Consider the following 19,107-nt stretch of genomic DNA (forward strand, 5'->3'; position numbering starts at 1 on the left):
TAAGGCCCTCCTTAAGCCCCGCGCCCCCCGGGTTCAAATCCGGGACGCGCCCGGATCAGACCCCCGACAGGCTCAGTTCGATGCGCGAGGCCTGGGCCTGAAGCGCGCCCGGCGCCGTGGCCTCGGCCGGGTCGGTCGGGGCGGTGACGGCGGTCCAGTTGGCGACGAAGGCGTCGATCTCCTCGCGCACCGGTCGCAGGGCGCCGTCGCGGGCCGCAACCTGCTGGGCCGCCAGAGCCGCGCCGTAGGAGTGCTGCCACTCGATCGGATCGACGCCGTCTTCGGTGACCACCAGCGCATAGAGGCCGGTCGAGATGTTGAGCAGCCCGGTGATCACGTCGCCGGCGTTCCCGCCTGCCTGACGCGCGGCGCGGTCCAGTTCGGCGATGGCGGCGTTCAGCGCGCCGGGGGCCCCGCTTTCGGCGGCGCGGCGCAGCACGTCCTCGTCCACGCCTGCGGCGTCATAGTCGGCCTTGGCCGGATCATAGACTTCCAGCATGCCCTGACCGGCCAGGGCGGCGGCGGATTCCTCGCCTTCCACCGGCGCAGCGGCCTGGGCCACGAGGAAGAAACCCTTCAGATGCTGAAGCCGCAGCGCCAGACGGCTCTCTTCCGGCACCGCGCCATAGGCGCTGACCGCGCCCGCTTCACCGCCCTCGCCCTCGCCTTCCCCGGCCGCGCTGGCAGGCGCGGCGGTCGGCTGGGCCGGGGCCTCGCCGGATTGGTCGGAACAGGCGGCGACGCCCGCGATCAGCAGGGCGGAGCCGGCGGCGGTCCACAGACGGGGGCGGAACAGGCGGGTGTCGGACATGGGAAGAGCGCTCCGGTCGGAAAGGTCCGTGACCTATAGACCGGAGCGCCAAAGATGCAAATGCTTCTCAGACGCCGAAGTGACCCGGCACAAATCAGCGCAGCACCTCCCCCGCATCCACCACCGTCATATCGATCATCATGCCCAGATAGGCGTCAAACCAGGGCTTGTGCGCGCTGCCTACGATCACCAGCACCCGCCCGCCCGGGGACTGGGCCACGGCTTCGCGGATATGGGCCACCTGACGCAGGTTGCGGGTCTCCCATTCTGCGATGCGGACTCGTCCCACGCTATTGGGGCTGGCGCGGTCGATCATGCTGACCCACTGTCCCAGCACGTCTGTGATCCCGGCCTCGGGGCTGTTCAGAAACCGGTAGGTCTCCAGCGCATCTTCAGGCGTTCCGAGGCGCTGGGAAGCCTCGGCCAGATACTGGAACTCCGGCGAGGCGATTAGGGCGGCGAAGTCCTCCTGCTCCATGAAGACCCGCATATCGTCTATCACGCCGTCACCCATGATGTCGTCGCCGTGGTGGTCATCAACGGGATAAACGCGGTCCAGACCCAGACGAACCGCCAGACGCACAGCGATCATATGGCTTTCGTTGCGGCGCGTTTCGTATTCATCAAGCAAACCAGCGAGCTCGTCCGAAATCCCATCCCCGGCGCGGCGCTCGGCTGCGTCCAGGCGCCACCACTGCACCAGGGCCGAATGGGCGTCACCCGCAGCCGTCAGCACGGCCGCCAGTCGGCGGCGCTGGGCGGGCGTCGGGTTTTCGGGAAACGCGGCCAGCAGGCGGCGGGCCTCGGCCTCGGCGGCGGGCATCCCCAGGCCGGTCTCCGCTTCCGCAACGGCGGCCAGACGCAGGAACCGTCCGCCGAACCAGTCGGCGCTTTCCGGATAGACAGCCTCATAGGTCTTGAGCGCATGCACGCTCTCGCCGGAGAGATTCTCGATGGCGATGACATCAGGACCGAACGCCGCCAGCCTTTCCAGAAGCGGCTCCAGAACAGCGGGGTCAAAATCATCCGGCGTCCCGGACAGATGGGGCGTGCCGATAACCAGCACCCGGGTCGGTTCTCCGTGCAGGCGGTGCCGGTGCTCGCGCGGATCGAAAGCACCCGGCGTCTGGGCCGGGGCGGGTGCGGCGGCCAGTCCCAGCAGCATCGGAATCAGGGCGAAAGCGGCGATGACGCGCATGGCGGTTCTTCCTTCGACATTTGGAAGGAGAGCCCTCGCGACAGCCCTGCGGATGCGCATGACAGTAATTTAATGACGGCCAGCACTCGTCTGGCCGTCGAGCTGCGGAAATGAATTACTCCACCCGTTCGCCCGTATCCGGGTCCACGGCGCCGTCGCGGCTTTCGGCGGCGGCTTCACGCTGGTTGTTTTCCAGGCGCTCGGCGGCGCTTCCGGCCATGTCCTCAACGCCGCGCGCGGCCTTCATCGCGCCCGCCTCGATTCGTTCGCCCAGTTCGGCCGCACCCTGCTCGATCCGTTCCCCGGCGACTTCGGCGTCCCGTTCGGCCTGCTGCTGCTCGGCCTCGGTGCAGGCCACGACCCCCAGCGACAGGGCGGCCACGACGGCAAGAGCGGTCAGGGGTTTGTAGCGAGCGGTCATGGGCGGGCCCTCCTTCGATTGTTCAGGGCTGCAACGCTCAAGCTGGCGGCGGGGTTGCGCTCCACGGTTGCGGGCGCCAACGATCAGACCGAAGATGATGGAGCCCCCCCCCGTGATCGTTCTGGCCGATGTCCTGTCTGCTGACGACCTCGAACGCGTCCGAACCGCGCTGGCCACGACGCCGTTCCGGGACGGCCGGACCACCGCTGGTCCGGCCGCCCGCAAGGTCAAGGAGAACCTTCAGGCCCGGAGCGACGACGCCAGGGTCCAGGCCCTGGCCCGCTTCGTGCAGGATGCGCTGGAGCGGCACCCGGTATTTCCTCCGCTGGTACGCCCGGCCCGGTGGTCGAACCTCATTTTCTCGCGCTATTCCCGGGGCCAGCAGTACGGCCTGCACACCGATGACGCCGCCATGCGCAGCGAGGACGGAGAGCGGATGCGCACCGACCTCAGCTTCACCCTGTTCCTGTCGGATCCCGAAACCTATCAAGGCGGCGCCCTGCTGCTGGACGATCTGGACGGGGAGCGCGAGTTTCGCCCCGCCGCCGGCTCAGCGGTGATCTACCAGACCGGCCGGCTGCACCGGGTCACCCCCGTCACCGCCGGCGAGCGCCTTGCCGCCGTGGGGTGGATCCAGTCCCTGGTCCGGCGTCAGGACCAGCGGGAAATCCTGTTCGATCTGGAGCGCCTGCGCTGGTCGACGCCCGAAGGAGAGCCCCGCCTGCTCGCCGACAAGACCATCGGCAACCTGCTCCGGATGTGGGCCGACACCTGAGCCCCTCACATTACAGGTCAGTAAGGTGCGGCCTTCGGTTCGCGCGCCTATGGTCACATGGTCTGCAAGGGGAGCTTCCATGTTCAAACGCCGCCTGATCGTCACCGCCGCCGCCACGGCGCTTCTGATGGGAGCGGCGCTGCCCGCAGTCGCCTTCGAGGCTTCCGGCGCATCCGCCCATACAGTGGTCGCCCAGGCGCCGGCCGGCGTCGAGGTGCCCCCCCTGGGCTTCCAGCGCCGGGTGCTGGAAAACGGGCTGGAGGTTTATTCAGCGCGCGACGTCAACACCTCCAATGTGACGGTCCAGGTCTGGTACCGCGTCGGCGGAAAGGACGACCCGCAGGGTCGCTCCGGCTTCGCTCACCTGTTCGAACATCTGATGTTCAAGGCCACGCGCAACCTGCCGGAAGAAACCTTTGACCGGCTGACCGAGGATGTGGGCGGTTTCAACAACGCGTTCGCGACCAACGACATGACCACCTACCATCAGGTGGTGCCGGCGAACCACATCGAGCGTATCCTGTTCGCCGAGGCTGAGCGCATGGGCTCGCTGGTAGTGGACGAGGCCAGCTTCGATTCCGAACGCGACGTGGTGAAGAACGAGTATCGCCAGCGAATTCTGGCCAGCCCCTACGGCCGTCTGTTCGGCCTGTTCATGCCGCAAGTGGTGTACCAGGAACATCCGTACCGCCGTCCCGGAATCGGATCGATCCCGGAACTGGACGCGGCGACCCTGGAAGACGCGCAACGTTTCCACGCCACCTACTATCGCCCGGACAACGCCGTCCTGATTGTGGCGGGCAATTTCGATCAGGCGCAACTGGACGCCTGGGTTGATCAGTATTTCGGCCCGATCGAACGGCCTGACCGTCCCATGCCGACCCACGACGTGGCCGAGCCGGACATCACCGCTCCGCGGGAGGCGACCTTCTATGCGCCGAACGTGCCTCTGCCGGCGGTCGTCCTGGCCTGGCCGACGGTCCCCTACAGCCACCCGGACCGCGCGGCCCTGACGATTCTGGACGGCATCCTGTCCACGGGGGAATCCTCGCGCATGTATCGCTCGCTGGTCTATGATCAGCAGATCGCGGCCCAGGCCAGCTCCATGCCCGGCTTTGAACAGCAGGCCGGGTATCTGGCGGCTTACGCCATCATGGCGGGCGAGCACGACACCGGGACCGGAATCGCCGCCATCCGCGCCGAAATCGCGCGTCTGCGCGACGCGCCTGTCAGCGCGGCCGAGCTGGATGAAGCGAAGAACGAACTGGTCGCCGCCGCCCTGCGTGAGCGCGAGACGGTGGACCAGCGCGCCATGGCGCTCGGCTGGTCGCTCATCATGACCGGCGACCCGGCCGCCGCCGACAACGAGATCGCCGCCCTGCAATCCGTCACGGCGGCGGACGTTCAGCGGGTGGCGCGACGCTACCTGACCGACCAGCGCACCGTCACTGTTCGTTATCTGAACGCCGACGATGCCAATTCCCCCAGCGACCTGCCCCTTGAGGTAGCCGCGCCGATTTCTCTGGCCGACATGGTCGAGGCTGGCGAGCCGGTGACCCTGGCGCCGGAGGCGGAACGCATTCCCCTGCCTCATCCGGGCGAACCCCTGGCGCCGCTCACCCCGACCGTCAGTGAGCACACCTTGACCAACGGCTTGCGCGTTCTGGTGGCGCCCACGAACACCCTCCCGCTGGTTTCAGCCCGGCTCAGCTTTGATGCAGGATCGTCCGATGATCCGCAGGGGCGCGCCGGCGTGGCGGCCCTGACCGCCAGCCTCATCACCCAGGGCACCTCACGCCTGTCGGCGCCGGAGATCGCCACCCAGATCGAGCAATTGGGCGCGGCCGTCGGGGCAGGCGCCGGCGTGGACTTCACCAATGTCTACGCCAACGCGCCCTCCGACGTGTTCGGCCAGACCCTGACCCTTATGGCCGAGCTGGTGCGGGATCCCGCCTTCGCCGCCGAAGAGCTGGAGCGTCAGCAGAGCCAGACCCTGGACGGCCTGCGGGTGGCGTTGAGCCAGCCGGGCTCCATCGCCTCCCAGGCGGCGGGCCGGGTGATCTACGGCGACGCGCCCTATGGAGCGCCGGGGTCGGGCACCCTGACCACCGTGCCGGCGATCACGCGTGACGATCTGGCCGCCTTCCATACCGCCAACTGGCGCCCCTCCACGGCGACCCTGGTGTTCTCTGGCGACATCACGCCCGAGGCGGCCTACGCTTTGGCCGAGCAGGCTTTCGGCGACTGGGCCGAGCCCTCGATTCCGGCGGCGACCGTTGACGATGCGGCGGGAGCGTCGGTCGCCGCGCGCGTCGTCGTGATCGACCAGCCCGGCGCCGGACAGGCGGCGGTGGTTGCCGCGCGCCGCAGCGTGGCGCGGGACGACGCCGACTATTATCCGCTGCTGGTGGGCGCGAATCTTCTGGGCGGAGGCTACTCATCGCGTCTGAACCAGGAAATCCGTATCAAGCGCGGCCTGTCCTACGGCGCCGGCGCCTCGCTTGGGGCGCGCGCGGAGCAGGGGGTGTTCACGGCCTCGACCCAGACGCCCAATGAAAACGCCGCCGAGGTCGCCGGGCTGATCCTGGCCGAACTGGCCAGGCTGTCGGCGGAACCGGCCTCGGAAGCCGATCTCGGCCCGCGTCAGGCCACTTTGGTGGGCGGTTTCGGCCGGTCGCTCGAGACCGTGGACGGTCTGGGAAGCTGGGTCGCCAACCTGGCACTCTATGACCTGCCCATGAGCGAGTTGGCCGAGTACGCGGGGCGGGTCAACGCCGTCACGCCCGCCGAAGTGCAGGCCGCCGCCGGGCGGGCCCTGGCTGTGGACGAGGTCAGCCTCGTCATCGTCGGCGATGCGTCCCTGTTCATCGACGATCTGCGGGCCGCCTATCCGCAGACCGAGGTCATAGCGCTGGAAGACCTGAACCTGGACAGCGCCACGTTGCGATAGCAACGAGCGGATGCGATCGGCTCCCTTTTCGGCGGGGGAGCCGGAACGCGCCTGCCCCCGTCAACTCTCGTCGGGATCATCGTCCGGGATGGCCGGCGTTTCGGGCGCGGCGGGCGCCAGGGTGCGGACCTCGCCCAGTTCGGCGCCCGGGAAGGTTTGCATGACCGCCCTGACGAAGGGATCGTCGAGAATCGCCTGACGCGCCACGTCCTTCTCGCGACGGTCGCGCTCGATCAGGGTCTCGCCGCCGCCCTGGCCATTGGCGGCGATCAGCCATGTGCGGCCGGTCCAGTCCTTGAGACGGGAGGCCAGCCGCCGCGCCAGATCGTGGGGCGCGCCGGGGACCGGCTCGAAGGTGATGGCGCCGGGCTTGAAGGCGATCAGGCGTACATAGCGCTGCACGTCCATCTGCAGGCCGATGTCGCGCTTCTCCCCGATCAGGGCGACGGTCTGGTCGAAGGTCTGGGGATCGGGAAGCGTCTCGGCCTGGGCGCTGGGCCGCGCTGCGATCTGGGCGCTGGCCCCGCCTCCGCCGCCCCCGCCACGCGGCGCGGACTGCCCGGAGCCGCCGCCGCCCATGGGGTCGCCGGACTGCAGCTTCTTCAGCGCCTCTTCCGGACCGGGCAGGTCGGCGGCGTAGGCGAGGCGAACGATGGCCATCTCCACCGCGTCTGCCGGATTTGGCGCGCGGCGCACCTCCTCGTGGGCCTTGAGCAGCATGGACCAGACGCGCGACAGGGATCCGGCGGAGATGGAAGCGCCCAGCGCCGCCAGCCTCTGGGCCTGATCATTGGGCAGGCGAGTGGCGGCCGGGCCGAGCATCTTGGACACTGACGCCGCGTGGCAGTGCTCCAGCAGATCGTTGACCACCTGCGTCGGATCGGCGCCGAAGCCGTAGAGCTGGCGGAACATCTCCAGCGCCTCGGGGGTGCGGCCGCCCATCAGGCTTTCGAACAGGCCGATGGTCTGGGTGCGGTCGGCCAGACCCAGCATGTCGCGCACCACCTCGGCCCTGACCATCTGGCCGCCCTCGGCCTGGACCAGGGCCTGATCCAGCAGGGACAAACCGTCGCGCACCGATCCCTCGGCGGCCCGGGCGATCAGGGCCAGGGCCTCGCTGTCGATCTTCATGCCCTCCTTGTCCGCCACCTTCGCCAGGTGTTCGGACAGGGTTTCGGGCTCGACCCGGCGCAGGTCGAAACGCTGGCAGCGCGACAGGATCGTCACCGGCACCTTGCGGATTTCGGTGGTGGCGAAGACGAATTTGGCGTGGGGCGGCGGCTCTTCCAGGGTCTTCAGCAGGGCGTTGAAGGCCTGGGTCGAGAGCATGTGCACCTCGTCCAGCACATAGACCTTGTAGCGCGCCTCGACCGGGCCGTAGCGGACGCTGTCCAGGATGTCGCGGATGTCGCCCACGCCGGTGTGGCTGGCGGCGTCCATCTCCATGACGTCCATGTGCCGGCCTTCCATGATGGCCGCGTCGTGGCGGCCATTGGCTGTCAGGGCCAGGGAGGGGCGGTCGATGGTGTCGGATTCGTTGTTCAGCGCCCGGGCCAGCAGGCGGGCGGTGGTGGTCTTGCCCACCCCGCGCACCCCGGTCAGCATGAAGGCGTGGGCGATGCGGCCGCTGGAAAAGGCGTTGGTGAGCGTGCGCACCATCGCCTCCTGACCGATCAGGTCCTCGAAGGTGAGCGGCCGGTATTTGCGCGCCAGAACGGTGTAGGCGACGTCAGAGGTCGGCGGCGGGGCGGGCGCAGGGGCTTCGATCTGTGCTGCGGAAGCCGGCTCTGCAGGGGCGCCGAACATGTCTTCAGTGTTGGGGTCCCGCTCCTGGGCTTCGGAGTCAGCCTCGCCTCCGTCGAGGGCGTCGTCCTCCCAGGGAGGCCCGTCCGATTTCAGGTCCGTGTCGCTCATGCCCTGTCATAGCGCGCGAAGTCCGCCGCTGCGAAGACGGCGCGCTCGATTTCCAACAGTTTCGAAGAGCGCCCTCAAGCAGCGAGGCCCCGCGGGCCGAGCGATAGGGCAACAAAGAATGAAGGTGGAGACCGACACGACCCGAAGGTGAATTCGTTGTGGCTGCTGCCTTCCGGCCCTGACCAGGTTGGCGAAGCCTCCGCCCGCACCGATCTCCGAGAGGGGATATGGCGTCTAAACGCCGATTGATCAAGCGGGGCCTTCCGGCGCCGGCCGGTCGGGCCTAGATAGGCGGCGATGGCCTTTCTCCAGAACACCTTTTCCGGCAACCCGCTGGAGCGCGTCAGCGACCGGCGCAACGATCCCGACTGGATCGCCGAACAGGAGGAGAATCCCCACGCCATGGCGCTGGCGCTGTGGGAGGGTCGACCGCTGATCGAGGAACATGCCGACGGGCCGCGCCTGGTCTGGCTGTCCATGCCCCACGCCATGGACCTGACCCGAGACCGCCGCGCCTTTCTGGGCCTGTGGAAGGACGCGCCGGTGTTCGCGGTGGAGTTCGAGGGTGCGGCCGATCCGGCGGCCGGGCCGGTCATGGGTCTGGGCGCCTTTCACGAGATGCGGGCGGCCGCCGCCCTGCTGCCCGGCCACGAGGCGGCCATGGCGGGGGCGGCCAAGTCCCTGTTCGACTGGCGCAGGCGCCACGGCTTCTGCGCCGCCTGCGGGACCGAGACCCGGGATTCCGGCGGCGGCTGGCGACGGGCCTGCCCGGCGTGCCGGGCCGAGCATTTTCCGCGGGTCGATCCGGTTGTGATCATGTTGCCGACCTTTGAGGGCCGCTGCCTGCTGGGTCGTCAGGCCTCGTGGCCCGCCGGGCGCATGTCGGCGCTGGCGGGATTTCTGGAGCCGGGCGAAAGCATCGAGGAGGCCTGCGCCCGCGAGGTGGAGGAGGAGGCGGGTCTTGAGGTCACCGCCGTACGCTATCACTCCAGCCAGCCCTGGCCCTTCCCATCCCAGCTGATGATCGGCCTGATCTGCGGCGTCAGCCACGACCGGGCCGCCCCGGACCAGACCGAGCTGGAGGCGGTGGCCTGGCTGACCCGCGAGGAGGCCCGCGCCGTGCTTGCCGGAACCCATGCCGAGGTTCTGGCCCCGCCGCCCATCGCCATCGCCCGCACCCTGCTTCAGGCCTGGGTCGACGCCGAAGACTGACCCCTGCGACGCCGGGACGCCGTCCAGGCGGTTGCGAACCCGGCCGGGCCGTGTAAGACAGCCGCAAACCATGGACCTTGGCCGGATTACGGCCCTCTACACGGGACTCGACCACGCGCATGAGCGGCGATCTGAAGTGGAACAAGATTTTCGGCGCCGGTCTGGCGACCGTGTTCGCCATCCTGGCGGTGAACCAGGTGTCCGGCATGGTCTACTCCAGCGCGCCGCCAGAGAAGATGGGCTACTTCATCGACGCGCCCGAGGAAGTCGCGGGCGGACCGGCGGAGGAAGCCCTGCCCGTGGACTGGGGCACGGTCCTGCCTGTGGCCGACATGGCTGCGGGAGAGCGGGCGTTCGCGCGCTGCGCCGCGTGTCACACCCTCAACCAGGGCGGCGCCGACGGTATCGGACCGAATCTGTGGGGCACGGTCGGCGGGCCGGTCCTGCACCGGCCGGGCTATGACTATTCGCCGGCCCTGCGCGAATACGCCGCCCAGAACCCGACCTGGACCTATGACGATATGGATCAGTTCCTGACGGCGCCGTCTCGACTGGTGCGCGGCACGAAGATGTCATTCGCCGGCATTCGCAACACCGAGGAGCGCGTGGCCCTGATCGCCTACCTCCGGTCGCAAGGCTCCACCGGCTACGCCATTCCCGCGCCCGATCCGGCGCGCCAGCCCGGCGCCCAGACAGAAGAGCCTGTTGAAGGCGAGGCCGTGGACGGTCAGGGGCTGGAGCAGACGCCTGAGGACGGCGCCGCCGCCCAGCCGGAGGAGGAAGCCACAAGCCCGGCACAGCCCGCGGCAACCAGCGCGCCCCAGAACTGAGATCAGATATCCCGAAACACCGCCCGGCCCCTTTCAGGTCCGGGCGGTGTTTCTGCGTCCAAAAGCCTAGAGTCGACGGCAGGCGCTGGGCTGGTTCCGGCGGGCCACGGCTTCTGCGAAAGTCTCGACGGCCACGCCCTTGTCGGCGTCGGCGTGAATCAATCGCCTGGCGTCCAGCATGATCGCCACATGGTCGGGCCAGAAAATGAGATCACCGCGCATGAGGCTCTCGACAGCGGCGGCGCGGCCCAGGGCCTGTTGCTGATCCGGCGCGCGGGGACAACCCAGGCCACAGGCGTACAGCGCCTGTTGCACAAGGGCCGCCGCGTCGAGGCCCGTGCGGTCGCGCCCGCCCGGCCTGAAGGGCGCGCCGACAAAGCGTTCGGCGACAGCCGCGGGTTCAGGATCAAAGGCGTGGAAATCGGCGAGGTCGGCAAGGGCGATCCAGCCCAGCCGGGCGAGGCGGGCGAATCCGCCCTTCGTCTCCAAAACCCTCACCAGGGCGTTGAGGGGGAGCACGTCCCGCTCCGCATCGCCTGGCGCATCGAAGGCCCGCGCTTCAACCGACGCCACCCGGTGGGTCGGCTCAACCACATCTTCGCTCAGGGCGTCGATCGCGACGTAGCCCACGACGCCGTCCCGGCGTGATCGGCCCCAGGCCCGTCCGTCCGACACCTCCAGAACGTCGACGATTTCACCGAAAACCAGCTGGTCGATCAGCTCCGCCATGTCGTCGGTCCCGGCGCGCACCGGCGTGGCCGGAACCACGCACTGCATCGGCATGGTGGCGCGGTATCGTTCCGCCTCGAGCACGCCCTCGAACACCAGCGCGGCCAGGTCGGGCCGGGCGAGCGTGACGCGCGGATCGTGGTCGGAAGGCAGGGGCAAGAGGCGGACGTCCGTCGATCAGGAGCGTCATCCCTACACCGCGAAGGCGAAGGGGCGGTTAATATCGATGGTTACTCTGGCCATACCGCGTCCTGAGCATGGCGAAACAGGCCCGAAGAGACTGCGCCTCACCGCCTTCCGGATGGCCGGGGCGGGCGCGTGGATTCCAGGCGAAGATATCCAGATGCGCCCAGGACCCCGTCTTTGGCGCGAACCGCTTCAGGAACAGGGCGGCGGTGATCGAGCCCGCCTGCGCCCATGACGCCGGGTCATTGCGCAGATCGGCCAGTCCGCTATTGAGGCTGTCGTTGTAGCCGGCCCACAAAGGCATGCGCCACAACGGATCGCGCACTTGCCGGGCTGCTTCCATCAGATCGGCGGCAAGGGCGTCGTCATCGGTGTAGACCGGAGGCAGCTCCGGCCCGAGGGCGATACGGGCGGCCCCGGTGAGGGTGGCGAAATCCATGGTCAGATCCGGTTCGTGTTCACCCGCCCGCGTCAGGGCGTCCGCGAGGACAAGCCGGCCTTCTGCGTCGGTATTGCCGACTTCAACGGTCAGACCGGCGCGCGTGGACAGGATATCTCCGGGCCGGAAGGCGTCAGCGGAGATGGCGTTCTCGACCGCGGCCACCAGCACCACCAGTCGCACCTTCAGCCCCGCCTGCATGACCAGCCGCCCCAAAGCCAGGGCGTGGGCGGAGCCGCCCATGTCCTTCTTCATGTTGCGCATGCCTGCGGCAGGCTTGATGTCCAGCCCGCCGGAATCGAACACGACGCCCTTGCCCACCAGCGCCACCAGCGGCAGGTCGGCCTGATCCACATTCCAGCCGATCTCGATCAGACGCGGCGCCCGGTGCGGTGCGGCGGCGCGGCCGACGGCGTGGACGGCCGGATAGTTCGCCGTCAGAAGGTCCTCGCCGGTCGTCGTGGTGATCACAGCGCCCGATTCCTCGGCGATCTCGCGGGCGATGGTCTCGATCTGCAGCGGGCCCATGTCGGCGGCGGGCGTGTCCACCATTTCACGCGCGAGGGCGGCGGCGGCGGCGATGCGGGTGATCTCCTCCAGATCGACACCGGGCGGGGCGACCAGACGGACCAGGCTGCTGTCCTTCAAGGGCTTGTAGCGGTCGAACCGGTAGGCGCCCAGAGCAAACGCCAGCGCCGCCAGCGCCGCGTCGTCGTCCAGGCCCTCGAAAACATAATCCCCTGATGGCAGCCGGGAGGGCAGGGCGCGCGCTGTCATCGGGTCGAGGGCTTCACCCACGCCCCACAGGACGGCATCGAGGCCGCCGTCATCGTCCGGAAGCGCCAGCAGTTCGCCGCGCCCGCCCTTGAAGCCATTGGCTTCAGCCCATGCCGCAGCGCGATTGCCGATGATCTCCACCCCCTCTGCGACAAGGCGAATGGGAACGACGCGTCCTGTGGTGGAGGGAATGACGGCGTTGGGCATGGCGGCCTTTCACGGATTAACCAAGGATTGACGCGAACGGGCCAGACTCGGGAATGCAGGAAACCGTTCGGACCCGACCCATGTCGCGCAAGCTGACCCTCGCCGCAACCGCAGCCCTGATGCTGGCCTCTGTCCCGGCCATGGCCCAGGACGCCGCCCCCGGTCCGCGCGCCGCCACAGCCCAGGAGCGCGCCGCCTATGACCGGGCTGATCCGCTTGCCCGATCGGTGTTCTGGTCGCGCGAGGCCGAGCTGAATCCGAATGACCCGGTGGCGGGCGTTCGCCTGGCCCAGGCGCTGCGCGAGCTGGGGCGCCATGACCGCGCAGCCGAGGCCGCCCAGGGCGTGCTGATGGTGCAGCCCGGCAATGTTGACGCCATGCTGGAGGTAGGTCGCGCCCACATCGCCCGGGGACAGGCCTTCTATGGAATAGCGACCCTGGAGCAGGCGCGCGATGCGGCGCCGGACGACTGGCGACCACTTTCGCTTCTGGGCGTGGCCTATCAACAGGTCCGGCGCCCTGGAGACGCCCAGGCCGCCTGGACTGCGGCCCTGCGACTGTCTCCGGAGAATCCAACGGTTTTGTCCAACATGGCCATGGCCATGGTGTCCGGTGGAGACTCTGGCGGGGCAGAGCCGCTTTTGCGTCGCGCTGTGGCCCAGCCGGGCGCCACCTTGCAGATGCGTCAGAACCTCGCCCTGGTGCTGGGGTTGAACGGAAATCGGGCGGAGGCCGAACAGATCCTGCGCCGCCACCTGCCGCCCGAACAGGCCGACCGGAATCTTCAGTGGCTGGGCGAACAGGCGGGGACGCCGTCGAACGCCAGCACGCAGCGCACATGGGAGTCGCTGTCGGGCCGTTAAGTCATACGCCTGAACCTGGGGGAACAGGCTTTCTGGCCCCGGGAGTCCACGAGGCGGACGCGGATAACGGACCCTACATGGTGTCCTGGATCTTGATGATCGCCGGCCCAAGAATGACGATGAACAGCACCGGCAGGAAGAAGAGGATCATCGGCACGGTCAGCTTGGCTGGCAGGGAGGCCGCCTTCTTCTCAGCGGCCGACAGCCGCAGGTCGCGGTTCTCCTTGGCCATGACGCGAAGGGCCGTGCCCAGGGGCGTGCCATACTGTTCGGACTGGATCATGGAGGTCATGACCGCCTTCACTCCGGGATGGTTTGTGCGCCGGGACATGCCCTCATAGGCCATCCGCCGCTCCGGCAGATAGCTGAGCTCGGCCGACAGAAGGGACATTTCCTCGGCCAGTTCTATGGAGCGACCGCCGATTTCCTGGCTGACCTTGGCGATGGCCGCGTCCACGGACATGCCGGATTCCACACAGATCAGCATCAGGTCCAGGGCGTCGGGAAACGCCTGCATGATCGAGGTGCGGCGCTTGGCGATGCGGTTCTCAAGATACAGGTTCGGCGCATAGAAGCCGATTCCGAAAGCCAGCACCGTCACCGCCAGCCGCGACATGGACGGCAGGTCCATGACCCCCAGCCCGTAAAAGTAGAAGACCGCGACAAACAGGAAAACGAAGGGTGTCGCGAAACGGAAGAAGTAGAAGGTGGTCAGCGGCCGCGGGCCGCGAAAGCCCGCCTGGGCCATCTTGTCGGCGACCTTCGGGTCTTCCAGCAACTTGGTGAGGTTCAGCCGCTCAACAACCCGCTTCTTGAAGCCGTCGTCGGTGTGTCGCAGGCCGCCCGGCGCCGCCCGGACGATGGCCTCGCGCGAACGGCGGCGCAGTTCCTCGCGGCGCACGGCCACCGCCTTCATGCGACCTTCCAGTTGCGCGCCCTGGCTCATGGACCCCAGAACCGTGACCACGGTGGCGAACACAAGCACGCCGACCCCGATCGAGAGCAGGTTCTGCACGTCCGTGAAGAAGGCGATCAGGTCCATCAACCGCCCCTAGAACTTGAACGAGATCATGCGCTTCATCACGAAGATCCCCATGGACATCCAAAGGGCCGAGATCAGCAGCATGATCTGGCCGCGCGGATCGGTGAACAGCAGGATCATGTAGGCCGGTGTGGTGATCATCACGATCAGCATGACCGCCGGGGGCAGGGAGCCGATGATGCCGGCGGAGGCCACGGCCTCGGACGACATGGCCTTGATCTTCTCGCCCATCATGCGGCGGGCGCGCAGGACCGTGGACAGGTTGCCCAGGGCTTCGGCCAGATTGCCGCCGGTTTTCTGCTGAATGGCGATGACGATGGCGAAGAAGCGCAGTTCCGGGGTCGGCATGCGTTCGTACATCCGGTCCAGGGCCTGCGACAGGGTCAGGCCCACGCCCAGACCCTCCACCAGCCGCTGAAATTCCGGCCCCAGTGGGGCGGGACTTTCGCGGGCGATGATCTTGAAACAGTCGTGGACTGGCAGACCCGACTTTATGCCGCGCACGATTACGTCCACGGCGTTGGCGAACTCACCGGAGAATTTTTTCATCCGCCGCCGGGCCAGGAACCCCACCACCCAGCGGGGCAGGCCCACGCCCGTGACCAGCGCGACTCCCAGGGTCAACAGGGGATTGAGGCCGAGCACCAAGGCGATCAGGCCGAACACAAGACCGGAGATGAGGCTGAACACGATAAAGGTGCGCATGCTCATGGCCAGGCCCGCCTGGCGCAGTCTCGCGGACATGGTCACCCGGGCCTTGCGCTCCTTGCGGTCGACCTCTTTCAGCTGATCCATGATCTGCTTGCGGCGCTGTTCGGGCGTGTTGGCTGCGGCGGCGCGGGCGGCCTGGGCCTTCCGGGGATTTCCGAACGCCTGGGCGCGTTTGACGGCCCGGCCCGAGGAATCCTCGCCGCCTACGAACACCCAGCCCAGGCTGGCGATGACGACGAAGGCGAGAACGGCGGCGGTGAGCTCCAGCATGGCCTATTCCGCCGCGTCCAGGGCTTCGGCCAGTTCGCGCTCCAGCCCGTAATAGCGGGCGCGGTCCCAGAAACGGGGCCGGGCGATGCCGGTGGAGCGGTGACGGCCGATGACGCGACCGTTTTCGTCCTCTCCGGTGATTTCGTAGACGAACAGATCCTGGGTGACGATCACGTCGCCTTCCAGCCCCACCACCTCGGTGATGTGGGTGATGCGGCGCGAGCCGTCGCGCAGACGCGCGGCCTGGATAATCACATCCACCGAGCCGACGATCATCTCGCGGATGGTCTTGGAGGGCAGGCCGTAGCCGCCCATGGTGATCATGGACTCCATCCGGCTGATGGCTTCGCGCGGAGAGTTGGCGTGCAGGGTGCCCATGGAGCCGTCGTGGCCGGTGTTCATGGCCTGCAACAGGTCAAAGGCTTCCGGGCCGCGCACCTCGCCGACGATGATCCGCTCGGGACGCATGCGCAGGCAGTTCTTGACCAGATCGCGCATGGTGATCTGGCCCTGGCCCTCAAGGTTCGGCGGGCGGGTCTCGAGCCGCACCACGTGCGGCTGCTGAAGCTGAAGTTCGGCCGCATCCTCGCAGGTCACGACCCGCTCGGTGGGGTCGATAAAGGCTGTGAGGGTGTTCAGAAGGGTCGTCTTGCCGGAACCGGTGCCGCCCGAGATCACCAGATTGCATCGCGAGGCGCCGATGACGCCGAGCACGCGCGCGCCCTCGGGGCTGATGGAGGCGTACTCCACCAGATTCTTCATCGTCAGCTTGTCTTTCTTGAACTTCCGGATCGTCAGGGTCGGGCCGTCGATGGCCAGCGGCGGGGCGATGACATTGACCCGAGACCCGTCCGGCAGGCGGGCGTCGCAGATCGGGGAGCTCTCATCCACGCGGCGGCCGACCTGCGACACGATCCGCTGGCAGATGTTCATCAACTGCGTGTTGTCGCGGAATCGGACATTGGTCAGCTGGACCTTGCCGCCCACCTCGATGAACACACGGGTGGCGCCGTTGACCATGATGTCGGCGATGTCGTCGCGGGCCAGAAGCGGCTCCAGCGGGCCATAGCCGAGGACGTCGTTGACGATGTCCTGGACCAGGTGCTCCTGCTCGGCCACCGACATGGAGACGTTCTTGATCGCCACCAGCTCGGCGACGATGTCCCGGATCTCCTCCGACGCGGCCTTGGTGTCCAGCTGGGCCAGCTGGGCCAGGTCGATGGTGTTCATCAACGCGTTGAAGATGGTGGTCTTCGTGGCGTGGTAATAGTCGGACTGCTCGCTGACGATCTCGGCGACCGCCTGGGCCTTCTTCAGCTGCTCGAAGCCGGGGGTGGCGCGGGGCCCGGATCCGGACGGGCGAGGGCTTCCACCCGAAGGCGAGGCGGGGCGATTCACCTGGGGCCGGGCAGCCAGCGCCTCCAGCCGATCGGACGGGGGATCGTCGAGGGGCGGCGAGACATAAGGCTGGGCCTGACGGCCCTGTCCCGGCGCCGGGACCACATCCGTGTCATCGAATCCGAATGCCTCGACGGGCGCGGCCTGGGCCGGCGCCGGGCGTGCGGGCGCCAGGGTCTGGCCGGCCGATCCTGTGCGCTTGCCGAACACGATGCAGCCCTGCCTCCCTAGCGCTTGAACAGCTTGCCGAACAACGATTTGCCACCCGACTTTCTGGCGGATGGCGCGGCGGCGATCTCGCGACGCGAGACGATCTGGGCGAGGGTCTGAAAGGCCTCGGCCGATTTCGATCGGGCCGCAGCGTCCAGAATCATCTGGCCGTTGTTGGCGGCGGCGCCGAACACCTTGGGCTCGAACGGAATGGTCAGGCTGGGATGAACGCCCAGCGCCGCGCCGAAATCCTTGGCCGGAATCTCGGGCCGACCCGGCACGCCCACCTGATTCAGCACCAGCCGGGGCGGTGCGTCATTAGGCCGGCCCTGACGGATCAGATCCATCATGTTCTTGGCGTTGCGGAGCGAGGCCAGGTCCGGCGTCGCCACCACGACCACCTCGTCAGCCGCGATCAGGGTCCGGCGCATCCAGCCCGACCACAGATGGGGCAGGTCCAGCACCACAAACGGCGCCGTCTGGCGGATACGGGTGGTGACTTCCTCGAAGGCTTCGGGCGCGATGTCCCAGTCGCCGTCGAGGGTGGCGGGCGCCGCGAACAGGCTGAGCCGGTCGGTGCAGCGCACCATCATGCGGTCCAGCAGGGTCTGGTCCAGCCGCTCCGGCTGGCCCAGGGCGTCGGCGACGCCGTTCAGGGGATCCTGATTGAAATCCAGACCCGCCGTTCCGAACGGCAGGTCATAATCCACGATGACGGTGTTGGCGCCGATCCTTTCGGACATGGCGTATGCCGTGTTGTGGGCCACCGCCGAGGCGCCAGCGCCGCCGCGCGCGCCCACGAAGGCGATCGAGCGGCCCACGAATGGCTGCGCCGGGTCGTTGAACAGCCCGCCGATGGCTGCGATCAGCTGCAGCGGCTGGATGGGAGCCACCAGGTATTCGCTGACCCCGCGCCGCATCAGTTCGCGGTACAGCAGGATGTCGTTGGTGGGACCGATCACCACCACCTTGGTGCCCTGGTCGCAGACCTGGGCCAGATGATCGATCTCGTTGAGCAGATCCTGCGCCCCGGCCAGACATTCCACCACGATCAGGGGTGGTGTCGGCTCATGGCCATAGGTCTCCACGGCCGCCGCGACACCGCCCAGCCGCACCTGGGTGGTGGCGCGAGACAAGCGCCTGTCCTGACCCGCCCGCTCGGCGGCGGCCAGGGTGTCCTGACGTTCGGCGAAGATGTGGATGGCGATGCGAGGCACCGAAACCGCCACCTGGGCGCCCACGGGCGTCAGGGCCGTGGCGGCGCCGGCCACCAGCTCGCCTACGGGATTGAAGGGTGGAGGTGCAGCCGGGAGCGGCGCGGGGACGGGCTCGTTCGGTCCGATGACCTGCGCGGGCTGCCGCCTGGTGTCGGGCGTAGCGCCCGCACCGGGCGGAGGACCGAGATCAAGATCGAGGTCGTCCTCGAACTCTTCATAAGGCTGCGGCGCGAAGGCGTTGGTCATCGGTCTTGCCCGCTCCTAGTCCACAGCCTGGGAGACCCGGCTGCGCACCAGGTCTTCCTGGGGGGCCGAGGTGGGTTGGCCCGCACGGTAGTTATCGAACACCACCGTACGGCGTGCGGCGTCGCCGGGCGTCATGGCCTGCGGCTGGACGATGTCACGCGGGTCAGCGATCTGGGCGGCCAGGTTTGCGTTCACAGCGCAGCCGAAGTTGGACTGTGACTGGTTGGACGCGGTTTGCGACAGGCCTTCCCAGGCCGTGCCGCATCTGGGGACGCGCGCCTGAACCGTCGTGAACCCTGCCAGGATCGGCGCACGGGGATCGGGGGCGTAATAGCTTTCAACGCGGATACGGTGGGGGGGTACGCCCATATCCTGAAGGGCCGCGCGTGCGCTCCATGCCGCCTCGCCGGCTACAGGATCGTTCCCGGCGGGCGCCTGAACCACGAGAACATCGCCGCCGGCTTGCGCGAAGCGCCCCGCCAGGGCCGACAGGGCGGCGCGTTGATTGGCGGAGAGACCGGTCTGATGCACGGCCAGGGCGATCCGGTCGTGGCCTTCCTCCACCTGCAGGCTCCAGCGGGAGGTCGGGTTCAGGGGAAGGGGCGTGGTCGTGCCCGCTCCGCCGGCGCAGGCGGACAGCACGGCGGCGGCGGCCAGGGCGCCAATCAGAATGAAGGGGCGGGTGAGCGACATGGCCGTCT

16 protein-coding genes and 1 other RNA gene are annotated in these 19,107 nt (G+C 68.2%); 5 read left to right on the forward strand and 12 right to left on the reverse strand.

Annotation, left to right across the window (positions count from 1 at the left end; translation table 11 throughout):
- Positions 1 to 55: 55 nt before the first annotated feature.
- The 3 genes from ACK4FB_RS00395 to ACK4FB_RS00405 all read right to left on the reverse strand — a co-directional run bounded on the left by ACK4FB_RS00395 (position 56) and on the right by ACK4FB_RS00405 (position 2,430).
- Positions 56 to 811 carry a hypothetical protein gene (locus tag ACK4FB_RS00395; RefSeq protein WP_409746523.1) on the reverse strand — a complete coding sequence of 252 codons (756 nt, stop codon included), beginning with the start codon at positions 809 to 811 and terminating at the stop codon, positions 56 to 58.
- Between the two features lie 94 nt (positions 812 to 905).
- On the reverse strand, positions 906 to 2,009 hold the full coding sequence (locus ACK4FB_RS00400) for a DUF5694 domain-containing protein (protein WP_409746525.1): 1,104 nt from the start codon (positions 2,007 to 2,009) through the stop codon (positions 906 to 908).
- A 115-nt stretch (positions 2,010 to 2,124) separates the two neighbouring features.
- Positions 2,125 to 2,430 carry a hypothetical protein gene (locus ACK4FB_RS00405; protein WP_409746527.1) on the reverse strand — a complete coding sequence of 102 codons (306 nt, stop codon included), beginning with the start codon at positions 2,428 to 2,430 and terminating at the stop codon, positions 2,125 to 2,127.
- Positions 2,431 to 2,542: 112 nt separating this feature from the next.
- On the opposite strand from ACK4FB_RS00405, the gene ACK4FB_RS00410 reads away from it, so the two are divergent.
- Positions 2,543 to 3,205: a Fe2+-dependent dioxygenase gene (locus ACK4FB_RS00410; protein ID WP_409746529.1), complete on the forward strand. Its 663-nt coding sequence runs from the start codon at positions 2,543 to 2,545 to the stop codon at positions 3,203 to 3,205.
- Positions 3,206 to 3,284: 79 nt separating this feature from the next.
- On the forward strand, positions 3,285 to 6,155 hold the full coding sequence (locus ACK4FB_RS00415; protein ID WP_409746531.1) for a M16 family metallopeptidase: 2,871 nt from the start codon (positions 3,285 to 3,287) through the stop codon (positions 6,153 to 6,155).
- Positions 6,156 to 6,215: 60 nt separating this feature from the next.
- Here ACK4FB_RS00415 and ACK4FB_RS00420 read toward each other — a convergent pair whose 3' ends face one another.
- Positions 6,216 to 8,069 carry a DNA polymerase III subunit gamma/tau gene (locus tag ACK4FB_RS00420; RefSeq protein ID WP_409746533.1) on the reverse strand — a complete coding sequence of 618 codons (1,854 nt, stop codon included), beginning with the start codon at positions 8,067 to 8,069 and terminating at the stop codon, positions 6,216 to 6,218.
- A 122-nt stretch (positions 8,070 to 8,191) separates the two neighbouring features.
- An RNA gene (gene ffs / locus ACK4FB_RS00425) (signal recognition particle sRNA small type) lies at positions 8,192 to 8,287 on the reverse strand.
- Between the two features lie 79 nt (positions 8,288 to 8,366).
- Between ffs and nudC the strand changes: the two genes are divergently transcribed.
- Together nudC and ACK4FB_RS00435 are read left to right on the forward strand one after the other, a co-directional pair.
- Positions 8,367 to 9,281 (forward strand): NAD(+) diphosphatase, encoded by a 915-nt coding sequence (gene nudC / locus ACK4FB_RS00430; RefSeq protein ID WP_409746535.1) that lies wholly within the window; start codon positions 8,367 to 8,369, stop codon positions 9,279 to 9,281.
- A gap of 119 nt (positions 9,282 to 9,400) precedes the next feature.
- Positions 9,401 to 10,111: a c-type cytochrome gene (locus tag ACK4FB_RS00435; protein WP_409746536.1), complete on the forward strand. Its 711-nt coding sequence runs from the start codon at positions 9,401 to 9,403 to the stop codon at positions 10,109 to 10,111.
- Positions 10,112 to 10,177: 66 nt separating this feature from the next.
- Here ACK4FB_RS00435 and ACK4FB_RS00440 read toward each other — a convergent pair whose 3' ends face one another.
- Positions 10,178 to 10,999, reverse strand: coding sequence for a C40 family peptidase (locus tag ACK4FB_RS00440; protein WP_409746538.1), 822 nt, complete (start codon positions 10,997 to 10,999; stop codon positions 10,178 to 10,180).
- 58 nt (positions 11,000 to 11,057) lie between these two features.
- Positions 11,058 to 12,449 (reverse strand): leucyl aminopeptidase family protein, encoded by a 1,392-nt coding sequence (locus ACK4FB_RS00445; RefSeq protein ID WP_409746540.1) that lies wholly within the window; start codon positions 12,447 to 12,449, stop codon positions 11,058 to 11,060.
- Between the two features lie 80 nt (positions 12,450 to 12,529).
- Here ACK4FB_RS00445 and ACK4FB_RS00450 point away from each other — a divergent pair, with 80 nt between their 5' ends.
- Entirely contained in the window at positions 12,530 to 13,312 is a 783-nt protein-coding gene (locus tag ACK4FB_RS00450) for a tetratricopeptide repeat protein (protein WP_409746542.1), read from the forward strand.
- A gap of 73 nt (positions 13,313 to 13,385) precedes the next feature.
- Here the strand turns inward: ACK4FB_RS00450 and ACK4FB_RS00455 are convergent, their stop codons facing one another.
- From ACK4FB_RS00455 to ACK4FB_RS00475, 5 genes are read right to left on the reverse strand one after another with little or no spacing between them, the layout of a single operon-like run.
- The gene (locus ACK4FB_RS00455) at positions 13,386 to 14,354 is read right to left on the reverse strand and encodes a type II secretion system F family protein (protein ID WP_409746544.1); all 969 of its coding nucleotides are present in this window, start codon (positions 14,352 to 14,354) and stop codon (positions 13,386 to 13,388) included.
- A 9-nt stretch (positions 14,355 to 14,363) separates the two neighbouring features.
- Positions 14,364 to 15,335, reverse strand: a complete 972-nt coding sequence (locus ACK4FB_RS00460) for a type II secretion system F family protein (RefSeq protein ID WP_409746546.1) — start codon at positions 15,333 to 15,335, stop codon at positions 14,364 to 14,366.
- 3 nt (positions 15,336 to 15,338) lie between these two features.
- Entirely contained in the window at positions 15,339 to 16,943 is a 1,605-nt protein-coding gene (locus ACK4FB_RS00465; protein ID WP_409746548.1) for a CpaF family protein, read from the reverse strand.
- A gap of 17 nt (positions 16,944 to 16,960) precedes the next feature.
- Complete coding sequence (locus ACK4FB_RS00470) at positions 16,961 to 18,406, reverse strand: CpaE family protein (RefSeq protein ID WP_409746550.1); 1,446 nt, start codon at positions 18,404 to 18,406, stop codon at positions 16,961 to 16,963.
- A gap of 15 nt (positions 18,407 to 18,421) precedes the next feature.
- Positions 18,422 to 19,099, reverse strand: a complete 678-nt coding sequence (locus ACK4FB_RS00475; protein ID WP_409746552.1) for a CpaD family pilus assembly protein — start codon at positions 19,097 to 19,099, stop codon at positions 18,422 to 18,424.
- Between the last annotated feature and the right edge of the window lie 8 nt (positions 19,100 to 19,107).

This window comes from Brevundimonas sp. (assembly GCF_046299535.1).
Taxonomy (GTDB): domain Bacteria; phylum Pseudomonadota; class Alphaproteobacteria; order Caulobacterales; family Caulobacteraceae; genus Brevundimonas.